General features: G+C 51.3%; 15 protein-coding genes. 6 read left to right on the top strand and 9 right to left on the bottom strand.

Annotated elements, in window-relative coordinates; genetic code table 11:
* Positions 1-73: 73 nt before the first annotated feature.
* On the bottom strand, positions 74-1,144 hold the full coding sequence (locus IJG50_00900; protein ID MBQ3378404.1) for an alcohol dehydrogenase catalytic domain-containing protein: 1,071 nt from the start codon (positions 1,142-1,144) through the stop codon (positions 74-76).
* Positions 1,145-1,522: 378 nt separating this feature from the next.
* Here IJG50_00900 and IJG50_00895 point away from each other — a divergent pair, with 378 nt between their 5' ends.
* Entirely contained in the window at positions 1,523-2,707 is a 1,185-nt protein-coding gene (locus tag IJG50_00895) for an iron-containing alcohol dehydrogenase (GenBank protein MBQ3378403.1), read from the top strand.
* A gap of 146 nt (positions 2,708-2,853) precedes the next feature.
* On the opposite strand, the gene IJG50_00890 is transcribed toward IJG50_00895, so the two are convergent.
* From IJG50_00890 to IJG50_00870, 5 genes are all read right to left on the bottom strand, one after another.
* The gene (locus tag IJG50_00890) at positions 2,854-3,006 is read right to left on the bottom strand and encodes a hypothetical protein (GenBank protein ID MBQ3378402.1); all 153 of its coding nucleotides are present in this window, start codon (positions 3,004-3,006) and stop codon (positions 2,854-2,856) included.
* Positions 3,007-3,276: 270 nt separating this feature from the next.
* Positions 3,277-3,594 (bottom strand): hypothetical protein, encoded by a 318-nt coding sequence (locus tag IJG50_00885; GenBank protein ID MBQ3378401.1) that lies wholly within the window; start codon positions 3,592-3,594, stop codon positions 3,277-3,279.
* Between the two features lie 460 nt (positions 3,595-4,054).
* The gene (locus tag IJG50_00880) at positions 4,055-4,702 is read right to left on the bottom strand and encodes a hypothetical protein (GenBank protein ID MBQ3378400.1); all 648 of its coding nucleotides are present in this window, start codon (positions 4,700-4,702) and stop codon (positions 4,055-4,057) included.
* The gene (locus IJG50_00875; protein ID MBQ3378399.1) at positions 4,702-5,400 is read right to left on the bottom strand and encodes a hypothetical protein; all 699 of its coding nucleotides are present in this window, start codon (positions 5,398-5,400) and stop codon (positions 4,702-4,704) included. The genes IJG50_00880 and IJG50_00875 overlap by 1 nt, the downstream gene beginning before the upstream one ends.
* Before the next feature lie 31 nt (positions 5,401-5,431).
* Positions 5,432-7,111, bottom strand: a complete 1,680-nt coding sequence (locus IJG50_00870) for a hypothetical protein (GenBank protein ID MBQ3378398.1) — start codon at positions 7,109-7,111, stop codon at positions 5,432-5,434.
* Positions 7,112-7,325: 214 nt separating this feature from the next.
* On the opposite strand from IJG50_00870, the gene IJG50_00865 reads away from it, so the two are divergent.
* The gene (locus IJG50_00865; protein MBQ3378397.1) at positions 7,326-7,682 is read left to right on the top strand and encodes a DUF4186 domain-containing protein; all 357 of its coding nucleotides are present in this window, start codon (positions 7,326-7,328) and stop codon (positions 7,680-7,682) included.
* A gap of 95 nt (positions 7,683-7,777) precedes the next feature.
* Here the strand turns inward: IJG50_00865 and IJG50_00860 are convergent, their stop codons facing one another.
* The 3 genes from IJG50_00860 to IJG50_00850 all read right to left on the bottom strand — a co-directional run bounded on the left by IJG50_00860 (position 7,778) and on the right by IJG50_00850 (position 14,988).
* Positions 7,778-12,121, bottom strand: coding sequence for a Cna B-type domain-containing protein (locus IJG50_00860; protein MBQ3378396.1), 4,344 nt, complete (start codon positions 12,119-12,121; stop codon positions 7,778-7,780).
* 919 nt (positions 12,122-13,040) lie between these two features.
* Entirely contained in the window at positions 13,041-14,216 is a 1,176-nt protein-coding gene (locus IJG50_00855; GenBank protein MBQ3378395.1) for a site-specific integrase, read from the bottom strand.
* Positions 14,197-14,988 carry a hypothetical protein gene (locus IJG50_00850; protein MBQ3378394.1) on the bottom strand — a complete coding sequence of 264 codons (792 nt, stop codon included), beginning with the start codon at positions 14,986-14,988 and terminating at the stop codon, positions 14,197-14,199. The genes IJG50_00855 and IJG50_00850 overlap by 20 nt, the downstream gene beginning before the upstream one ends.
* A gap of 200 nt (positions 14,989-15,188) precedes the next feature.
* Between IJG50_00850 and IJG50_00845 the strand changes: the two genes are divergently transcribed.
* The 4 genes from IJG50_00845 to IJG50_00830 all read left to right on the top strand — a co-directional run bounded on the left by IJG50_00845 (position 15,189) and on the right by IJG50_00830 (position 16,338).
* The gene (locus IJG50_00845; GenBank protein ID MBQ3378393.1) at positions 15,189-15,344 is read left to right on the top strand and encodes a phosphatase; all 156 of its coding nucleotides are present in this window, start codon (positions 15,189-15,191) and stop codon (positions 15,342-15,344) included.
* Positions 15,345-15,357: 13 nt separating this feature from the next.
* Entirely contained in the window at positions 15,358-15,654 is a 297-nt protein-coding gene (locus tag IJG50_00840; GenBank protein MBQ3378392.1) for a hypothetical protein, read from the top strand.
* 12 nt (positions 15,655-15,666) lie between these two features.
* Positions 15,667-15,858: a helix-turn-helix domain-containing protein gene (locus IJG50_00835; GenBank protein ID MBQ3378391.1), complete on the top strand. Its 192-nt coding sequence runs from the start codon at positions 15,667-15,669 to the stop codon at positions 15,856-15,858.
* A 192-nt stretch (positions 15,859-16,050) separates the two neighbouring features.
* Positions 16,051-16,338, top strand: a complete 288-nt coding sequence (locus IJG50_00830) for a hypothetical protein (protein MBQ3378390.1) — start codon at positions 16,051-16,053, stop codon at positions 16,336-16,338.
* Positions 16,339-16,357: the final 19 nt, after the last annotated feature.

Genomic DNA, 16,357 nt, shown 5'->3' with positions numbered 1-16,357 from the left:
AGCGGCCTTGCGCCGCTCTTTGTCTTATCGTAACCTATGATCTCGGCGCGTTTATTCGCATGATCCGCGTATATTATTCGCCTTCGCCTACTTTTACCATGATCTTGAGCTGCTCGTTCTTCGGATCGTGGAGCTCCTCGTAAGCGGCCTGTATCTCGCCCAGATCGAAGTTTATCTCCTTCGTCTTGTACTGAGCCAGATTGAACTTGCCCTCGGATACGGCCTTTAAGATTATGTCGAAGTTGTCTGTCGGAGAGGACATGATGCCTACGAGCGTGAGCTGATGCAGAAGCGCAACTATCGTCATGAGCGGAACGGGCTTCCAGTTTACGCCTACGAGCGACACCTTGCCGGCCTTCTTCGTTAAGTTCATGCCGAAGTTTATTGCAGCGGCAACGCCGGTGCAGTCGATGAACTTCGTAAAGCCGCCGCCTGCTCTGTATCCGCCGTCTATCTTCGGATTTATCTTCTCCTCAACGCCTTCCTCGGTGGGATCGAAAACGTCGTCAACAACCCCCATCTCAAGCGCCATCTTTGCGCGTGCGGGGTTGAGCTCGGTCATTGCTACGTAGTCTGCGCCGAGGGCCTTTGCCCAGTTTGCGCACATCGAGCCGATGATGCCGCCGCCGGCTACGAGCACCTTGTCGCCGGGGCCTACGTCGATAGCCTGGCAGCCTCTGAGTCCTATGCCGGCCGGCTCTACCATAGCTGCTACGTCGAGCGGTACGTTGTCGGGAACCTTCTTTATGTATTCGCTCTTTAACGGCTGGAAGTATTCAGCAAGCGCGCCGGGCTTATCCGGGAAGAATATGCCGGGAGAATACAGATTGTGGCCGCACATGAACGTTCTGCCGGACTTGCACCATTCGCATTCGCCGCACGGAGTGATCGGAACGCAGGTAACTCTGTCGCCTACCTTAAGGTCTGCTCTGTCACCGGGGTCTACTATCTTGCCCGCAAACTCGTGACCGAGCACGAGGCCCTTGATGAGCTGGTCGCCCTCTTTCTCCCAGCTGTGTACGTCGGAGCCGCAGATGCCGCAGTATTCTACCTTCATTATCGGTCTCTTTCCGTCCTTTACGGGATCCGGGAAATTCTCGTTCATACCGAGCTTACAAGTCTCTGCCTGATAAATTGCTTTCATTATTATATTCCTCCCAAAAAAATTATTTTATAGTTAAAAAAACGAGCGCGTAGCCGTTTCATTTTACTAAAATAAGTATCTCATACCTTCATTTAAAATCCAATCAGCTTAAAGAATTAAAGTAAGTAGTACTTTTATATTATTTTTTTAGTTATAAAGCCTAATATAAAACGTTTTTTTGTTCATTTTTTATAATTCTTAAACAATTTTAATGATTTAAGGTGTATTTGTCACGGTTTTTTCCTACCGTTCTTTTGCCTGCGCTCCTTTTTTATCGGCATTTTTCGTTGTTTTTCTGCATACATATGATAGAATTAAATAAATAATGTAAATAATTTAAGCGCAATATAATTTTTAATATAAAAGGGAGGCAGAAAAATGGTTTTTACGGAATTTAAAACTAATCCTATGTTCGTACTGGGGCCCGGCGCGCTTTATGAGATACGCAGGCTCACGCATCATCTGGGCGAGCGCTTCTTAGTCGTTACGGCTTGCGGCCCTATAACAGAGCAGGCCGTTTCGATGGTGAAGCAGAGCTTCGACAATCCGATGGCGGACAACTGTCAAAAGGCGAACATGAAGTACAAGCGCGCTTTGGCACAGGCGCAGAAGTACGACGCTCAGGGCAAAAAGCCGTATTACGAGTTCATCGACTGCGAGGGCTGGCAGGTAACGCGCGCCAACATAGCCAAGGTCGCCGAACGCGCAAAAGAAATGAAGGCCGAAGTAATAATCGGCATAGGCGGCGGCAAGGCGCTTGACCTTGCGCGCGGCGCGCATCATATCACCGGCAGCAAGGTGGCGCTCTGTCCCACCGTGGCGGCGTCGAATGCGGCGGCTACCACGCTGAACGTCGTTTACAACGACGAAGGCTCCCAGATAGTCGAGGCCGGCATAATGGATTATCACCCCAACCTGCTTTTAGCCGACACATCGCTTCTTATACAGGCTCCGCCTCATATGCTCGTTGCGGGCATAGGCGACTGCATCGGCAGCGCGCTCGAGACCGACGTGGCAACGATGGAGCACGCGCGCAGACATAAGGTGCTCGACGTGTCCTACTGGTCGAACGAGATAACGAAGCAGATATTCTACGAGCACGGCTACGCTGCCGTTAAGGCCGCCGAGGCGCACGAACTCAACTTCTCATTTGAGTCGGTCATAGCTCAGATAGTTCACATAAACGGCCCTCAGTGGGGCATACAGAACACCGACTTCGCGCACATCCTTGACAACGCTCTTTTGTGCTTCCCGTCCGTAAGAAAGCTCATGCACGGCTACGTCATCGGATACGCCTGCGTTCCGCTGCTCGTTTATATGGACGCTTCTCTCGAGGAGATATATAAGTACGTCGATTTTGCAAAGAGCATCGGCCTGCCCGTAACTTTGGAGGAGATGGGACTTGAAAACGTCACGGCCGAGGAATTCAAGGAACCCGCCCAGATCGCCGTAAACTCAGTCACCTACGCCATATCCGATTCGCTTCTACAGGCCGACGACCTTTACAGATGCATGAAGGTCGGCGACAAGATAGTCTGCGATTACCTTGCAAAGAAGAAGTAAGCGAAAAGATAAGACTACCCCCGCCGCGTTTGCTACTGCCCGATACGAAAGTAATCTGAAATAAGGATTAATGGATGTTGCAAAGGCAAAATATAACGGTTCCAAAAGGCACACGTGCTTTTTGGAACCGTTGTATTATTATATCCTCATATTCTCCAGTCGGCGCTTGCCGCCTGGAGACGGGTCATACGGCTGAACATGCCGTCTTCTTTTGCGAGGAGTTCAGCAGGGCTCCCGTTTTCCACGACCTTGCCGTCTGCAAGCACGACGATCCTGTCCGCTGCCTCAATAGTCCGCATACGGTGGGCAATGACCAATGGGCGGCTGATCGAGCAGGGCCGTATATAATGCAAACACCAGAAGTCCGCCGTAGATCGCTCTCGCGTGGCCGTTTTTCTTTCCTCCGTAGTCGGGAAGATCCTTCAGATACGCCGCTTAGTTTTCTTCCGTCTGCCTCCAAATGGACGCCGCCTGCTGCTCTCCGTTCGTTCTTTCAGCCATGTACGTACCGGTTTCCCGTAGGGAAGCTGATGGATCGTCATATGATTCGCCATCATCTTCCTCCATCGTCAAAATATCAGAATAACGATTCCTGCCACGATCGCCGCGCCGGCGATCCATATCAGCGTCATAATACCGCGCTTCTTCAGTATCTGCGGCCATGTCTGCACATAAGGGATATCCTCGCAGCCGGGGAGGATCCAGAACCTGTTCGTCCCTACCCATACTTTATCGATGACGATAAAGTATTCTGTCATGAAGACTTTCCGTTTGTGCTGTATCGTTTCCCGGTCGATCAATCCGATATCGATAGCCCTTTCCTGCACCGGTTTGGGATAAAAATACAATCCGTCTACGGCTCCGCCTTTGACGGCATACCGCACCATCGCTGTGAACAACACAGACAAAATAAGTTGCAATGTAATTAAGAGAGACCGGATCTTGTTGCTCTGCGCCGGCGAGCGCCGGCTGCTGACCGGCGCGATGCCGCCCTTTCGGAACAAGCTGCTGGCCGGCGGAAAGCCCACGAAGGACTTGGGCAAGCTGTTGATCCGGCTGATGAAGTGAAACTAAATAATACCAAAAGATCGTCTGCTTCCAAAAAGAGGCAGGCGCTCTTTTTGCGTTCTGCGCCACGAACCCCCATTAATTTGTGAATTAAAGGAACCGGAAAAACTGATGGCCGATATCCGACAGAATCCCCGGCAGCATCGCATCACGGCATAAAAACAGGAATGGTGCAGTTACGAAAGACTACACCATTCCATGCATCTGAAAATACTTCCTTATTAGCCCGCCGCGTTTGCGGCGGGGGTATATTTTTTCGATCCGTCCCTTTAGAGACGGTCAATCTTTTATAAGAACATCTCCCGGTTTCAGGTCAAGGCTTTTATCGCGGAACACGAATGCGGCCTCCTCGCCGCCGTCGGCCCATGCGTAGCTTATGACGTCGCTTGGCTTCCAGAGGCGCAACGTCTGCTCGTTTACGGGAAGAGCGAGATGCGGCGTTGCGAACGCAATTATCTGCGCCTTATAGCCCGCTTTTCCGCACGCCACCTCGTCATACGGATAGAACGTTCCGTAAATCACATGACCCGTAACGGTGATGAACGGGGCCTTTAAAAAACCGCCCTTTTCTTTTTTTACGTCTTCAACAAAAAAGACAGCCTGATGAAAGCCGTACTTTTCTCTCAGGCTCTCAAGATGGTCGTGTGCAGCCGAAAGCTCGCGGCGCGCCTCCGCCGCGTCAAGTCCTGCCGCCGACTCGAACGGCACGATCGCCTTACGCACGGGATCGAGCTTATACTCCTGCGGATACTTTACGCGAAGCTTTCTAAGGCATGAGCCGCAGAGCCACTCCCCGTCCTTAAGCTTGACCGGATTTCCGCAGCGCTGGGTGCGAAATATCCCGTCGGTCGCCTCAATAGTGATAACGTTGCCGCATGCCGCGCAGTATCCCAGATCTCTCGTGTCGCCTATCTTATAACCAGCCATCACTGACCCTCCTTTACCATAAGAGTATCGCCCGGATAAATAAACGGCACGTCATTATAAAACCACAGCGCCGCCGTCATACCTGCCGACGCCTTTTCTATCGGTCTTACGGGTATGTCAAGATAATTCCAGTACCACACATCTTCCACCTTCGCCGTGTACTCGCGGTCTTTATGAGCGACCGTCACCATGTCGCCGGGACGTATCGCACCGAAAAGCACCTTTACGCATGTAACGAAGCGCTTTTCATTCGCGCCGAGAGGCGTATCCTTTGAGCGGTCCTTTGTATAGCGGCGATATGTAAAATCCGCCTCCGCGGCGCCGCGCGCTCCCGCAAACCGCTGTGAAAGCGCTGATACGGCGCTTTCGGCCTTGAGCTGTACCCTGCGAAAGCTCTCCGTGTCAAGCTCGGCGATCGGGTCGATGAGCACGTTTATCCAGCCGCGGTTGTCGTGGCCGGATCCCGTTTTGCTTTCAAAAATACCGAAATGCGCGGCGCTTTCTAGAAACATCCTTGAATTTTTAAGCGGACATACTATCCTCACTTTTTCGGCGCATTCGCGGCATACCGCGCCGCCGTCCTTGAGCGGAACATCCTTAGGGCCGTTAAATATTTCCATTGGGCCGCTGTACATGCCGCTTTCATCTATCGCTCTGCCGCAAACTACGCACACCTTGTTTCCCTGAGTTTTCTCCATGTTCTCTCCTCCCTTATATACTAAATTACTATTATGATAAGAATACTATCGACGCTGCGCTTCCCATAAGCAAAGCGAGAAGAAGCAAAAATATCCCGACCGCGCGTATTTTGAGCGACTTAAGTATCCACAAAAGCGTCACGCGTTTTCCGTCGCTTGTCTTCTTGCCTAAGCCGAATATCGAAAGCACCGAAACGCTCCTGTCTATGCGGCTGCCCATGAGTCTTTTATTGCCGTCCGGCATGAGTTCGTAAATATACGGGTGGTCGTAAACGTCCCTTCTTACGCCCTTTATGAGATACATTAAAACAACGACCGCCGCTATCACGTACCACGCCGCGCCGTATCTCGGAGTGAACGAGTCCAAAAAGCGCTCTCCCTCGCCCATCGTTAAAAGGCGAAGGACCGCCGCGATGATCACGGGCAGAAATAAGGTAACAAGGGCGTTAATAAAGATAGTAAACCACCGTCCCACAGTGTAAAAGCGCAGCTTTACGGGTACAGAGCGTCCCCTTTCGTTCGGCTCGAAAAATACCGGAGTATTGTCGAACGGATTTTTAAGTATATCGCGTTCGTCGTCTATTTTAAGCTCTCCGTCCTCGCGTTTTGCGCGTCCCGCCCTCGTTTGAAGCGTTATCCGGCGTATCAGCGAGGTTCTTCCTTCTCCCATCGTCATGAAGATGACGATCGCGAGACAAGAGCCGCAGTATAACATCAGATCGGGCATAAAATCGCTCCATATGCCCAAAAGTAATGTAAGGATCACAGTATATATTATAGGTTCGATGACCCACGGGAAAGTTTTTTTCTCGCGCTGAGTGCTGACTGCGATACGGCCCGTCTGTCCGTTCATAGCGGCCGTTAGCTTTCCCCCGCGTATAAAATACACGGGCAAAAGCACTGTAAGCGACGCAAGCTCTCCCGTTTCGACTTTAAGCGTTACGCCGGTGGTCTGCATGAGCTTTTCCACATCCAAAAGGAAGTCCTGTGCGACCTCCTCGCGCACGCGCCTGTCCGTCTCGGCGTCGGAAATGTCCGCAAGCTTTACGCCGCTTCCCGCGATATAGCCGTATTCAAAAGGTCTTGCCGCCGTCCAGTCGAACGGCTCCATATCATTCAATACGCGGTTGTCGAGCTGTTTTGAAGCGTTTACGGCCGTTCCCTCGATAAATCCGCGGCAGTTAAACTTGCGCTCTGTGCCATGGCGGTAAACTTCGGCCTGTACAGGGCCGCGAACGATCCTGTAAGGAAGATAATATCCGCATAAGCCGTCTATATTTGAAATTACGCTTTTGCCCTCCGGCGTTTTCTCATGTGTCCGTCCCCACGAAAGCATACGCTCCCGCGCTTCATCCAGAGTTATGAAAAACGGTATTATAAGGTCCGGCGTCCCCGCGTCGGACGAAAGCTCTTGGCGCACGAGCCTGCTGCCGCAGAAATCGCACGTCGTGGAGGCGTCACCGGCGGCAAATACGAGCTTTGCACCGCACGACGGGCAAAAGAACGTCTCGGCCTCTCCGCCGTCCCCGCTTACTGTCTCGTCATCCCTGCGGATCTGTCTTTTAAATTCGAACGCATTCTTTTTGTCGGCGGGGACGCCGATCTCGCCGCAATGGGCACAGCGGTATGTCTGATTTATTATATCGAATCCCACGGGAGCGCCGCAGGTATTGCAGTAAATACGAAGCGGGCTTTTGTTTTCATTCGCCATATATCGGCACCTCCTCACTTTGATCCGGTCTCTTTATTTTATATCGTATCATTTTCTGTCGCATAAAGCAATAAGCGCACGCGCCGAAAACGAACGCGCTCACAAATATGCGTCATAAAGTCGTCCCGCTCGTCGGCGTTTTGTGATATATTATTATTGCAGGACGGCCGTGGGAGCCGATGAAATCGTTATTTGTAGGTGAAAACAGAAGATCATGACTATTGACGAAGCGCTTAACAGACTGCAGCGATCCGCTTTTCGCTCAAAATTTCATCTGAGCGAAAAGGACAGGCTGTATATATCGGAAAAAGGTATGGACACGATCCGCTCACACGCCGCCGATTTTATAAGGAAGCGGCTTGCTTTGGCCCATATCCCGAACGACGGGAGGCAAACGCCGATGCGCGGGCATCCCGTATTCGCCGCTCAGCACGCATGTGCGTGCTGCTGCAGGAGCTGCCTTTACAAATGGTACCGCGTCCCCAAAGATCGGGCGCTTACAGAGAACGAACAGGAACGCATCGTGAACCTCTTGATGAAATGGATAGAACGGGAATATGCGCGCGGTTAGACAAAATCCGGGCGGAATATATGAATCAAATATGGCGCGGACAGACGTTGATGCTGCCCGCGCCATATTGCGCTGTATATGCTTTTTATAATTTGTTATCCTGCCGTCTCCTCGCAGAAGCGCATGAATATCGCGGCTATCTGCGCGCGGGTGGCGTTGTCCTTCGGAGCCAGCGTTCCGTCGTCCATGCCGGTGATGACACCGTTCATGGTCATAAAGCACATGGCCTCATATGCGTACTCGGACACGTCCGCCGCGTCGCTGTAATCGAGCGGGAAGGCCCATGCGCCGGTGAACCCTTTTCCCTTGCTCTGCGCGTACCGATACAGGATCGCCGCAAGCTGCTCCCGGGTGACGGGCGCATCGGGGTCGAAGCTTTCGTCCGACAGCCCTCTTATGATCTCATTCTGTGCCGCCCAGCTTACAGCGGGCGCGTACCACGCGCCGTCAGGCACGTCGTCAAATGAAATGCCCGCGCCCGCAGGCTCGCCTTCAAGCCGCCAGAGCATGGTGACTACCATGGCCCGCGTGGCGGCGCCGTCCGGATCGAAGAGGTCCGAAGCCACGCCGTTCATGATACCGTTGTCCACGGCCCAGCGGACCGCGTCGTGATACCATGCGTCCTCGGAGACATCGCGGAATTTGTCACAGACGTCGGTGTCGGTCCGGTCCGCGATCTTCTCAAAGGCGGGTGTAACGGTAACGGGGGAGTTTGGCATCGTGAAGCGGTAGGTGCCGTCGGCGTTTTGTGCCACGGGGATGACGCTGCCGTTCTTGTCGGTGACGGTGACCTTATCCGCCCGATAGCCCTCTTCGGGGGTGACGGTTATGGTCACGGTGCTGCCCGCCCTGGCGCCCTCGGTGCTAAGCTTCACGGAGCCGCCCTCGAAGGTACCGGTGCCGACGGGGTTATTGACGGAGGATGAGCCGCCGCCACCGCCTCCGCCGCCTCCTCCGCCGGAGAACTTTGCGCTGATGGTGACGATCACACAAACCGCACTGCTGTCGTTTTGGCTTTCGTCGCCCTCGGTCTTGTACCATACATAGTAGGTTCCGGCGCTGGTGGCTGTAGGGATGGCTGTGGTATATGCAGATGCTTCAGGGGCAGTGGCCGCATCTGAGCCAAGAGCGTACTTTGTTGTACTGCCGGTCAGTTCGCCGGAAACAGTAACAAGCGGCTTCTCAGTATCATCATAAGTTCGATTGTTGGGAGTAATTGTAGGGTTGTTCTCAGGACGCTCCCAGACCGCGTTGGTGAAAGTCATGTGGTTCCCCCGTTGCTCCACGTTTTCGAGCGTGTAGCCGTTGACCTGCTGTTCTTTCCATTCATACTGTGCTTCCTGTCCGTTCACCACGGTGGGGAGATCGTTGACGACGGCGGTCCAGCCGTTGGCTTCGCTAAGCACGACCACTTTGGCGACCTTCTGTCCGTCTAACAGGCTCATCGCAATGGAATCAGGCCGGAGATTCTGCTGGTTGTTGTTATCATTCCATCTTTTAGAAACAGAAGCGCTTATTAATTCGGGCTCATATTCGTTCACGATGCTGTAGCTTTTGACAACTGCTCTGTACATCGGAACCGCATCTTCATTGACCGTGTAGACGATCTCAGTCTTGTTGTCCTCCTGATGGCGCGGCTTCTCGATAAAGGTGAACTGCCAGTTTTCGGCGGCCGTCAGCACATGGCTGTCCACTTCCACGCCGTCGGCATACAGGCGGGCCGTGACGGATTCGGGCCGGTTGCCGTCCGCGTTGTTGTTGTCGTTCCAGGTCACGGTCACCGGGATGTCGACGAACTCGGCGTCGGGTTCAGGCGTCGGCAGGGGCACGTATTGGTTGAACAGTTTCGCGGTGGCCGTCCCGCCCGCCTTCACTTCAACAGCCATGCCCGTCATGCTGTTGCTCGTCAGCGTGTAATACTTCACCAGCTTTTCCGCATTGCGCTCGACCACGGTGTAAACGCCGGGCGCCAGATCCGGAATCTCATACTTGCCGTTCGTGAAATCGGAGTAACGGATCGTCAGCGGCATCAGAGCGTCGGGTCCGAGGATCTCAAAGGACAGATCGCCGATATTGGCAAAGGGATCGTAGTCTTCATCCGCTTCCGCATCCAGAGGCTCCGGAAGTTTCCATGTGTATTTGAACTCCAGCTCAGAGTCTTCACCGCCCGAGACGTAAATGGCGTCGGCCACTTTGCTGTTCTCGGCGTCCATCACATAGCCTTCGATAAGCGTGTCCGCATTTGTATCGCGGATCATGTAAGCGCCCTCGAGCACCCTGCCCAGGTCTACGGTTCCGTTCATTACATCCTCGTAGGTCAGCGTCTTCTCCAGCCGCGGATCCGGACCGTCAATGGCAAGCCGAAGCTTGCTCAGGTCTGCCTCTTCCGGAACGCCCGAGAGGGAAATCTTCACGCTGAGGCTGCCCGTCTTCAGGGTATTTGTCACCGTCAGGCCGTCGCATGTCGTCGTATAAGCGGAGATCGGTTCCATCTGCTTTACGGTGTACTCGATCGGATTACCGTCGCTGTTTTGAGCCGGCAGATCGTACCACGTTGCTTCCCAGGAGGAGGCTTCCACCGTTTTCAGTTCACCGACCGGTTCGCCGTCCCCCATCAGGATCAACTGCACGGACTCCGGCCTGAGCAATTGATAATAATCATCATCGCCGTCCCATTCCACTCCGGCGGTAATTGAGATCGTCGGAGCGGCCGATTCGCAGACCCTGGCTCTCAGCGGGATCTCATACTCACCAAACTCATACTCGATACGGTCCACGGTCGGTGACGCCGACTGTACCCGTCTTTTGTTCACGAAGGTGGTTAAGGTACCCTCGGTCACCTCGGAAATCTTGTCGTAACCCGCCACCTTCTGCTCGGTCCAGGTATAATTGGCAGGTTCTCCATTCAGCCTCGTGGGGAGATTTTTGACGGTGGCGGTCCAGCCGTTATTATCGCTCAGCAGTACGGTAATGCCGTTGCTCAGCGTCATCGCAATGCTTTTCGGTCTCGTCCCCGTCTCGTTGTCGGCGTCGTCCCAGATCATTTTGACGGCAGCTTCGGTCAGCTCGGGCTCATAGTTGTTACGGATGTTGAATCCGCTTATCTGGTCTTTGTACCAATCGATCGGATCCTCGGTGATCGTATATTCGATCTTTTCCCTGTTCTCGTCGAGCCTCGGCATACCGGTGAAGGTATATCTCCAGCCGTTGCCCGAATTGAGTTCGGCGTTGGCAACCTCCGTGCCGTTCGCCAGCAGTCTCACGGTTGCGTTCTTGGGACGGTTGCCGTCCGCGTTGTTGTTGTCGTTCCATGTAATGACGACCGGGACGTCCACATACGAATCGTCCGGGACGAAAGGCTCCCAGGGCGCGATATCGAATTCCTTCTCGATGATAAGCGTGCCGGTCTCATAGGTGTTTGTAATCACGAAGCCCGCTTCGACGCTGCCCGAAACCTCGCCGACATAGCCTTCCGGAATCTCGGTCTCATCCACCGTGTATTCAATCGCCCTCAGGCCGCCTTCATAGACGTACTTCGTAAGATCGCTCCAGCTATAGCTCCAGCCGTTTTCCTCATCCAGTGTCACCGGGCTTCCCAATGCCCGGCCGTCCGCGTACAGCTGCACCCGGATGCTCTGCGGCCGCATCTGCGCCTTGTCGTTGTTGTCTTCCCAGTCCGTCCGGACGCTTACCTGCGTTTTTTCAATCACAAAGATGTTTGTAATCACGAAGCCTTCTTCGGCACTGCCCGAAACCTCGGCGGCATAGCCTTCCGGAATCTCGGTCTCATCCACCGTGTAGACAATCGCACGCTGAACGCCGGTCTGTTCGTCTTCATTGACGTACTTCGAAAGATCGCTCCAGCTGTAGCTCCAGCCGTTTTCCTCGTTCAGTGTCACAGGGCTTCCCATTGCCTCGCCGTCCGCGTACAGCTGCACCTCTATGCTCTGCGGCCGTATCTGCGCCTTGTCGTTGTTGTCTTCCCAGTCCGTCCGGACGCTTACCTGCGTCTTTTCAATCACAAAGACGTTTGTAATCACGAAGCCTTCTTCGGCACTGCCCGAAACCTCGCCGACATAGCCTTCCGGAATCTCGGTCTCAGCCACCGTGTAGACAATCGCCCGCTGAACGCCGGTCTGTTCGTCTTCATTGACGTACTTCGAAAGATCGCTCCAGCTGTAGCTCCAGCCGTTTTCCTCGTTTAGTGTCACAGGGCTTCCCAGTGCCTCGCCGTCCGCGTACAGCTGCACCTCTAAGCTCTGTGGCCGCATCTGCGCCTTGTCGTTGTTGTCCTCCCAGACCTTCCGGACGCTTACCTGCGTTTTTTCGGTCTCATCCGTGTCGTCCGCATACGCCGTCAGGCTCATCCCCGGCGTCAAGCTAAGCACCATCGCAAGGCAAAGCAGTATGCCCATCAACTGTTTTGCTTTCCGTCTCATCTGTCTTGTTCCTCCTTTGTCTTATTCTTCCGATCGGCTGCCGGGGGAGTGGATCATCACCCACTCCCAATGCTTTGAAAGCTTACGCGTTCAAAGTCTTGGGGAAGCATGTGTTTTCCCTGCAGATGTCTCCGCAAAAAAAGGAGCCGTGTTCCTTTGCCTGATACACCGTCCCATGGAACCTTCCATGCACTTTTGGCAATCAGGCAATGCGGGGCGGACGCCGAACTCCTTTTTGACGATCATTTGCCGCCTCTCCCTTTCTCGGCAGCTTCTTCCATCGCCATATGGTTTTCTTCAACAGCACCCTATGTTCAAGTTTATATGTGCAGTAATTCATGATGTTTGATTAAATAATTTTAACATTTCGCGGGCGAATAGTCAACGCGTTCAAACGGAACGCCGTTTCGCTTTTGGGATATAAAATGATATAACATAAACGTTTATAGAAATCATAGTATTCAAGTTGTTCTGAACTGATACATGCTTCGTACCGCCGGAAGACCCGCGGCAACAGCCCTCTGTCCAATACCGCATTAACGGGGATACTCTCATATAGAATGGACGCCGGCCTGTTCTTCGGGCTGGCGTCCTTATATGGTGCGGGCGACAGGACCGCGTGAGCTTTTTATCTTCCGGCTTGGCGGCTCAGCCGACTGCGCTCCGGCCTCCTGAAAACAGTCCACCGGACTGTTTTCTTTTCGTCGGCCGCCTTCTTAAGCTTCAAGTCCTGTTGCCCGCCTTAAACCAAAGATACCGAGCCGATTACCGGCTCGGTATCTTTGGTGCGGATAACAAAACAATACCCGCGATAAACCCGCATAAACACTGGATTTTTTAAAATTTAGTGTGCTACCGTGTGCTACGCAACGATATTTTGATTTGATTTAACAAGATTTAACATCCCCATAATGCCGCCCTATATGGCTTCGGGAATGCTTTTCTTTCGGGTCAGTGTGAGGCCGTTTTGCTTCAAATATTCGTTTGCGATATTGATATTGTCGTTCTGAAATTTATCGAAAGCATCGCAGTATGTGTTCATGGTTATCTTGATATCCGTATGCCCTAATAGCTTCTGCAATACCTTCGGCTGCATACCGCCTTCTATCATGCGCGTTGCGTATGTGTGTCTCAGAGAGTGACACGACACTTTACCGCGTACCGTCTCATCGACTATCTTATATTTTTTCAGGACGCGCGCAAGTTCCATATTGACCTGATTGCTCGTAACTAGGCCGCCGCGCTCGGTGGTAAAGAGCATATCTCCCTCGGCGCACTCTATGCACTCCGCAAGTATCGTCTGTACGTCCTCGGTGATAAATATCGTTCTGTTTCCGGCGTAAGTCTTTGCCGTATCGCCCAAAACGGCCTTACCCTTTTCGCCGCGTGATATCGTTTTGTTTATGGACACGCTGTTGAATATAAGATTTACGTCCCGCTTCGTCAGGGCATTCACTTCGCCCATACGCATTCCCGTGAACATAGATAAAAGCATCTGTTGGCTGTACTTTATATCTTCGGTCTGAAGGACGTAAAGGAGCTTGTTCTGCTCTTCCAGCGTGAAAGCTCTGACCGCTTCGCGCTTCTGCTTCGATTTCGGCTGCTTTATATGATCCATGGGGTTCTTTGTGATTATATCGCGCCTTACCGCCTCTTTGAAAGTGGCATTAAGAAGCTGGAAGTCCTTCTGCAGTATGGAATTTGATTTGCCTATCTGACCTTGCAGATATGCTCTTATCTGCGTTTCGTTAGCCTTCTGAAGCGGCGTATTGTATATGGGCTGCAGCCGCTTCAGCGTGGACAAATGCGTAAGGTAGGTGTTTTCTTTTATCTCATTCAGATTGAATTTGTCAACGATCATCTGTTTTGCAAGGTGGTATATCGTTATATTGCTCTTATCGACGAATTCGCCGGAGAAGATGCCGTATTCGATTTGTTTCAGTTTCTGTTTCACTTCCTGCGGGTTCTTGCCCGAAACGCTCTTGCGTCTCTGATTGCCGTTCTCGTCGTAGCCTATGGTTATCTGACCGCGCCACAACTTTTGGGACTTGCTATAAAATATGCCGCCGTCGCCGTTAGCGTTCTTCTTTGCCATTGTCCGCACCTCCCGTGTTATTCTTTGTTGCTTTTTCCAATTCTCTTAAGTAAGTACTCTTGTGGATAAATCTTTGTAGCTTGTCTATCTTATCCTTGCTTGGCATATCGCTAAAGTGCGGAAATATTTTTTTTAAATCTTCCTGCATATCATAGGCATACGCTTTCGTCTCATAATTTAATTGTAAAACCTCGATGTATGCTTTCAGCGCATCTTCCCAATCCTTATCCGTAGGTGTTTTGCCCTCTTTTGAGAAAACAGTCTCAGAAAGCTTATCAACCTTCTCCAGTATTTCAAACTGCCGCACTTTGTCCGCTCTAATAATCAGTTGCTTTGCTATTAAACCGTAAAACTGCTCACTTTTGAGTATTTGAGATATGATCGGCTTTGCACTTCTTATGAACTCATCCACTTTTTTTATGTCGAGATAATTTGATTCTGCGGAAAGCAGCGTATTTTTCTCGGCATATTTGATACTCTCTACCGCTTCTTCGCTCAATCCCGTATAGTCACATACGAAACGTAAATCTTTGTCGTTCGTCGGTGCGTCGGTCAAGCCTAATAAATAATCGGCAGATACATTGAAGTATTCAGCATACTTTTTCAAAAAGGTTATCGGCACCGCCTTCTGTGCGTTATAATGGCGCGTTATCAGCGATACATCACAACCGATCTTGTCGGCTATAGCTTGCCGCGATTTTTTCTTGTCAATTAAATCTTTTAACCTTTGTAAATCAACAATGTTTTCTACTGCTTTTTTTTGGTCTTTCATACGCGCATCCTCCTTGCCCAATCTTTTTGGTCACGAATTCATCTGAAATATGACCCAATATTTCGATTTGGTCACAATATTATCTTAAGAGTGACCTTTCGCTTGATTTTTATTTTGTTCACAATTATAATAGCATTGTGACCAAGCTAAGTCAAGACAAAACAAAAAATAATTACGAAAGGATGTATCAGATGTATCACATGAATAATTCCAAGTTGGAGCAGACGGTCAAGGAAGTGCAAAGAGAGTATTACCGAGAATACCGTCGGAAAAACAAGGCGCGCATCGCCGAAAATAACAAGCGTTATTGGGAGCGAAAGGCGGAAAAGAAGCTGCAGACCGAAGGCAAATCATAAGAAAGGCGGATATATGGCAAATTTATCAAAATATGAGCGTGAGACCGTGATTACGTATAACGACGGCGAGGAAAACGCCGTATGTTATACGTGTGACAAAAGGCTCATGCGCAGACTCGATGAAATGAGGGCAAAATCCTCGACAGTTACCCTGATTTCCGAGGACGAACACACAAGGACGTATACTTTCCCCAAAAAGCTTATAGGGGTTAAAAAGCCCCGTGAAATAAGCGAGGAAACGAAGCGTAAATTAAGCGCGCGGGCGAAGGTCAATTTCGCCGCAGCGCACGGACGCGAAGATAATATTTAAAAGGAGCATTGTATGAACGAAAACGAAGTAAAGCTTACGACGGTATTCTATACCACGAAGCAAGTGGCGCAGTGCTTGGGCTGCTCGATACCGACTGCAAGGCAGTTATTCTACAGACACGACTTCCCCGCGCTGAAGATCGGTAAGAACTTCAAGGTCGAAAAGACCGCATTTGAGAATTGGTGCCGCGAGAGGCGCGTATGAGAGGGGGCGTGATCGTGGCAGCAAGAGAGCCGCCTTTTCAGAACGCGGCGTCGGGGCAAAAAAATACTTCTATTCCGACTTGTCACTTGGCGGTGCGCCGGAATAGAAGTATGCAAGTCCCGCCGAAACGGGTAATCCTATATTTATACTTTATCACTCAAGGCACGGCCTTGACAAGAGGGAAGTGCCAAAATGAGCAAAAGTAATAAAAATTACATGGATGAGATGAAAAACTGTATAGAAGCTGGACGCAAATTAAAGTTGAGCAAATCAGCGCGCATGTTGTGGCAAACGCTTGTCCATTTAAACAATGCAACTTATTGGAGCGAATGGTTTTATGCGTCAACGTCTCTCTTGGAAGATTATACTGCCACAGGCAATAAGACGCTATTCTCAGCACGTGATGAGCTTTGTCGGCATGGCATTATAGCATATAAATCCAAAAGCGGAATGACGACACAGTTTAAGCTTTTGAAGTAATTATAATTTTTGCCGATGC

The organism is Clostridia bacterium (assembly GCA_017405765.1).
Classification (GTDB): domain Bacteria; phylum Bacillota; class Clostridia; order Oscillospirales; family RGIG577; genus RGIG577.
Note: the sequence above shows the minus strand (reverse complement) of the source record. Positions and strands in the feature narration are given on the sequence as shown.

Bases quoted from the DNA above. Each gene is read 5' to 3' on its own strand.
- IJG50_00845 (MBQ3378393.1), top strand. From the start codon at position 15,189: ATGAATAATTCCAAGTTGGAGCAGACGGTCAAGGAAGTGCAAAGAGAG.
- IJG50_00885 (MBQ3378401.1), bottom strand. From the start codon at position 3,594: ATGGTGCGGTATGCCGTCAAAGGCGGAGCCGTAGACGGATTGTATTTT.
- IJG50_00880 (MBQ3378400.1), bottom strand. From the start codon at position 4,702: ATGGCTGGTTATAAGATAGGCGACACGAGAGATCTGGGATACTGCGCG.
- IJG50_00875 (MBQ3378399.1), bottom strand. From the start codon at position 5,400: ATGGAGAAAACTCAGGGAAACAAGGTGTGCGTAGTTTGCGGCAGAGCG.
- IJG50_00890 (MBQ3378402.1), bottom strand. From the start codon at position 3,006: ATGCGGACTATTGAGGCAGCGGACAGGATCGTCGTGCTTGCAGACGGC.
- IJG50_00840 (MBQ3378392.1), top strand. From the start codon at position 15,358: ATGGCAAATTTATCAAAATATGAGCGTGAGACCGTGATTACGTATAAC.
- IJG50_00850 (MBQ3378394.1), bottom strand. From the start codon at position 14,988: ATGAAAGACCAAAAAAAAGCAGTAGAAAACATTGTTGATTTACAAAGG.
- IJG50_00865 (MBQ3378397.1), top strand. From the start codon at position 7,326: ATGACTATTGACGAAGCGCTTAACAGACTGCAGCGATCCGCTTTTCGC.
- IJG50_00895 (MBQ3378403.1), top strand. From the start codon at position 1,523: ATGGTTTTTACGGAATTTAAAACTAATCCTATGTTCGTACTGGGGCCC.
- IJG50_00855 (MBQ3378395.1), bottom strand. From the start codon at position 14,216: ATGGCAAAGAAGAACGCTAACGGCGACGGCGGCATATTTTATAGCAAG.
- IJG50_00860 (MBQ3378396.1), bottom strand. From the start codon at position 12,121: ATGAGACGGAAAGCAAAACAGTTGATGGGCATACTGCTTTGCCTTGCG.
- IJG50_00870 (MBQ3378398.1), bottom strand. From the start codon at position 7,111: ATGGCGAATGAAAACAAAAGCCCGCTTCGTATTTACTGCAATACCTGC.
- IJG50_00900 (MBQ3378404.1), bottom strand. From the start codon at position 1,144: ATGAAAGCAATTTATCAGGCAGAGACTTGTAAGCTCGGTATGAACGAG.
- IJG50_00830 (MBQ3378390.1), top strand. From the start codon at position 16,051: ATGAGCAAAAGTAATAAAAATTACATGGATGAGATGAAAAACTGTATA.
- IJG50_00835 (MBQ3378391.1), top strand. From the start codon at position 15,667: ATGAACGAAAACGAAGTAAAGCTTACGACGGTATTCTATACCACGAAG.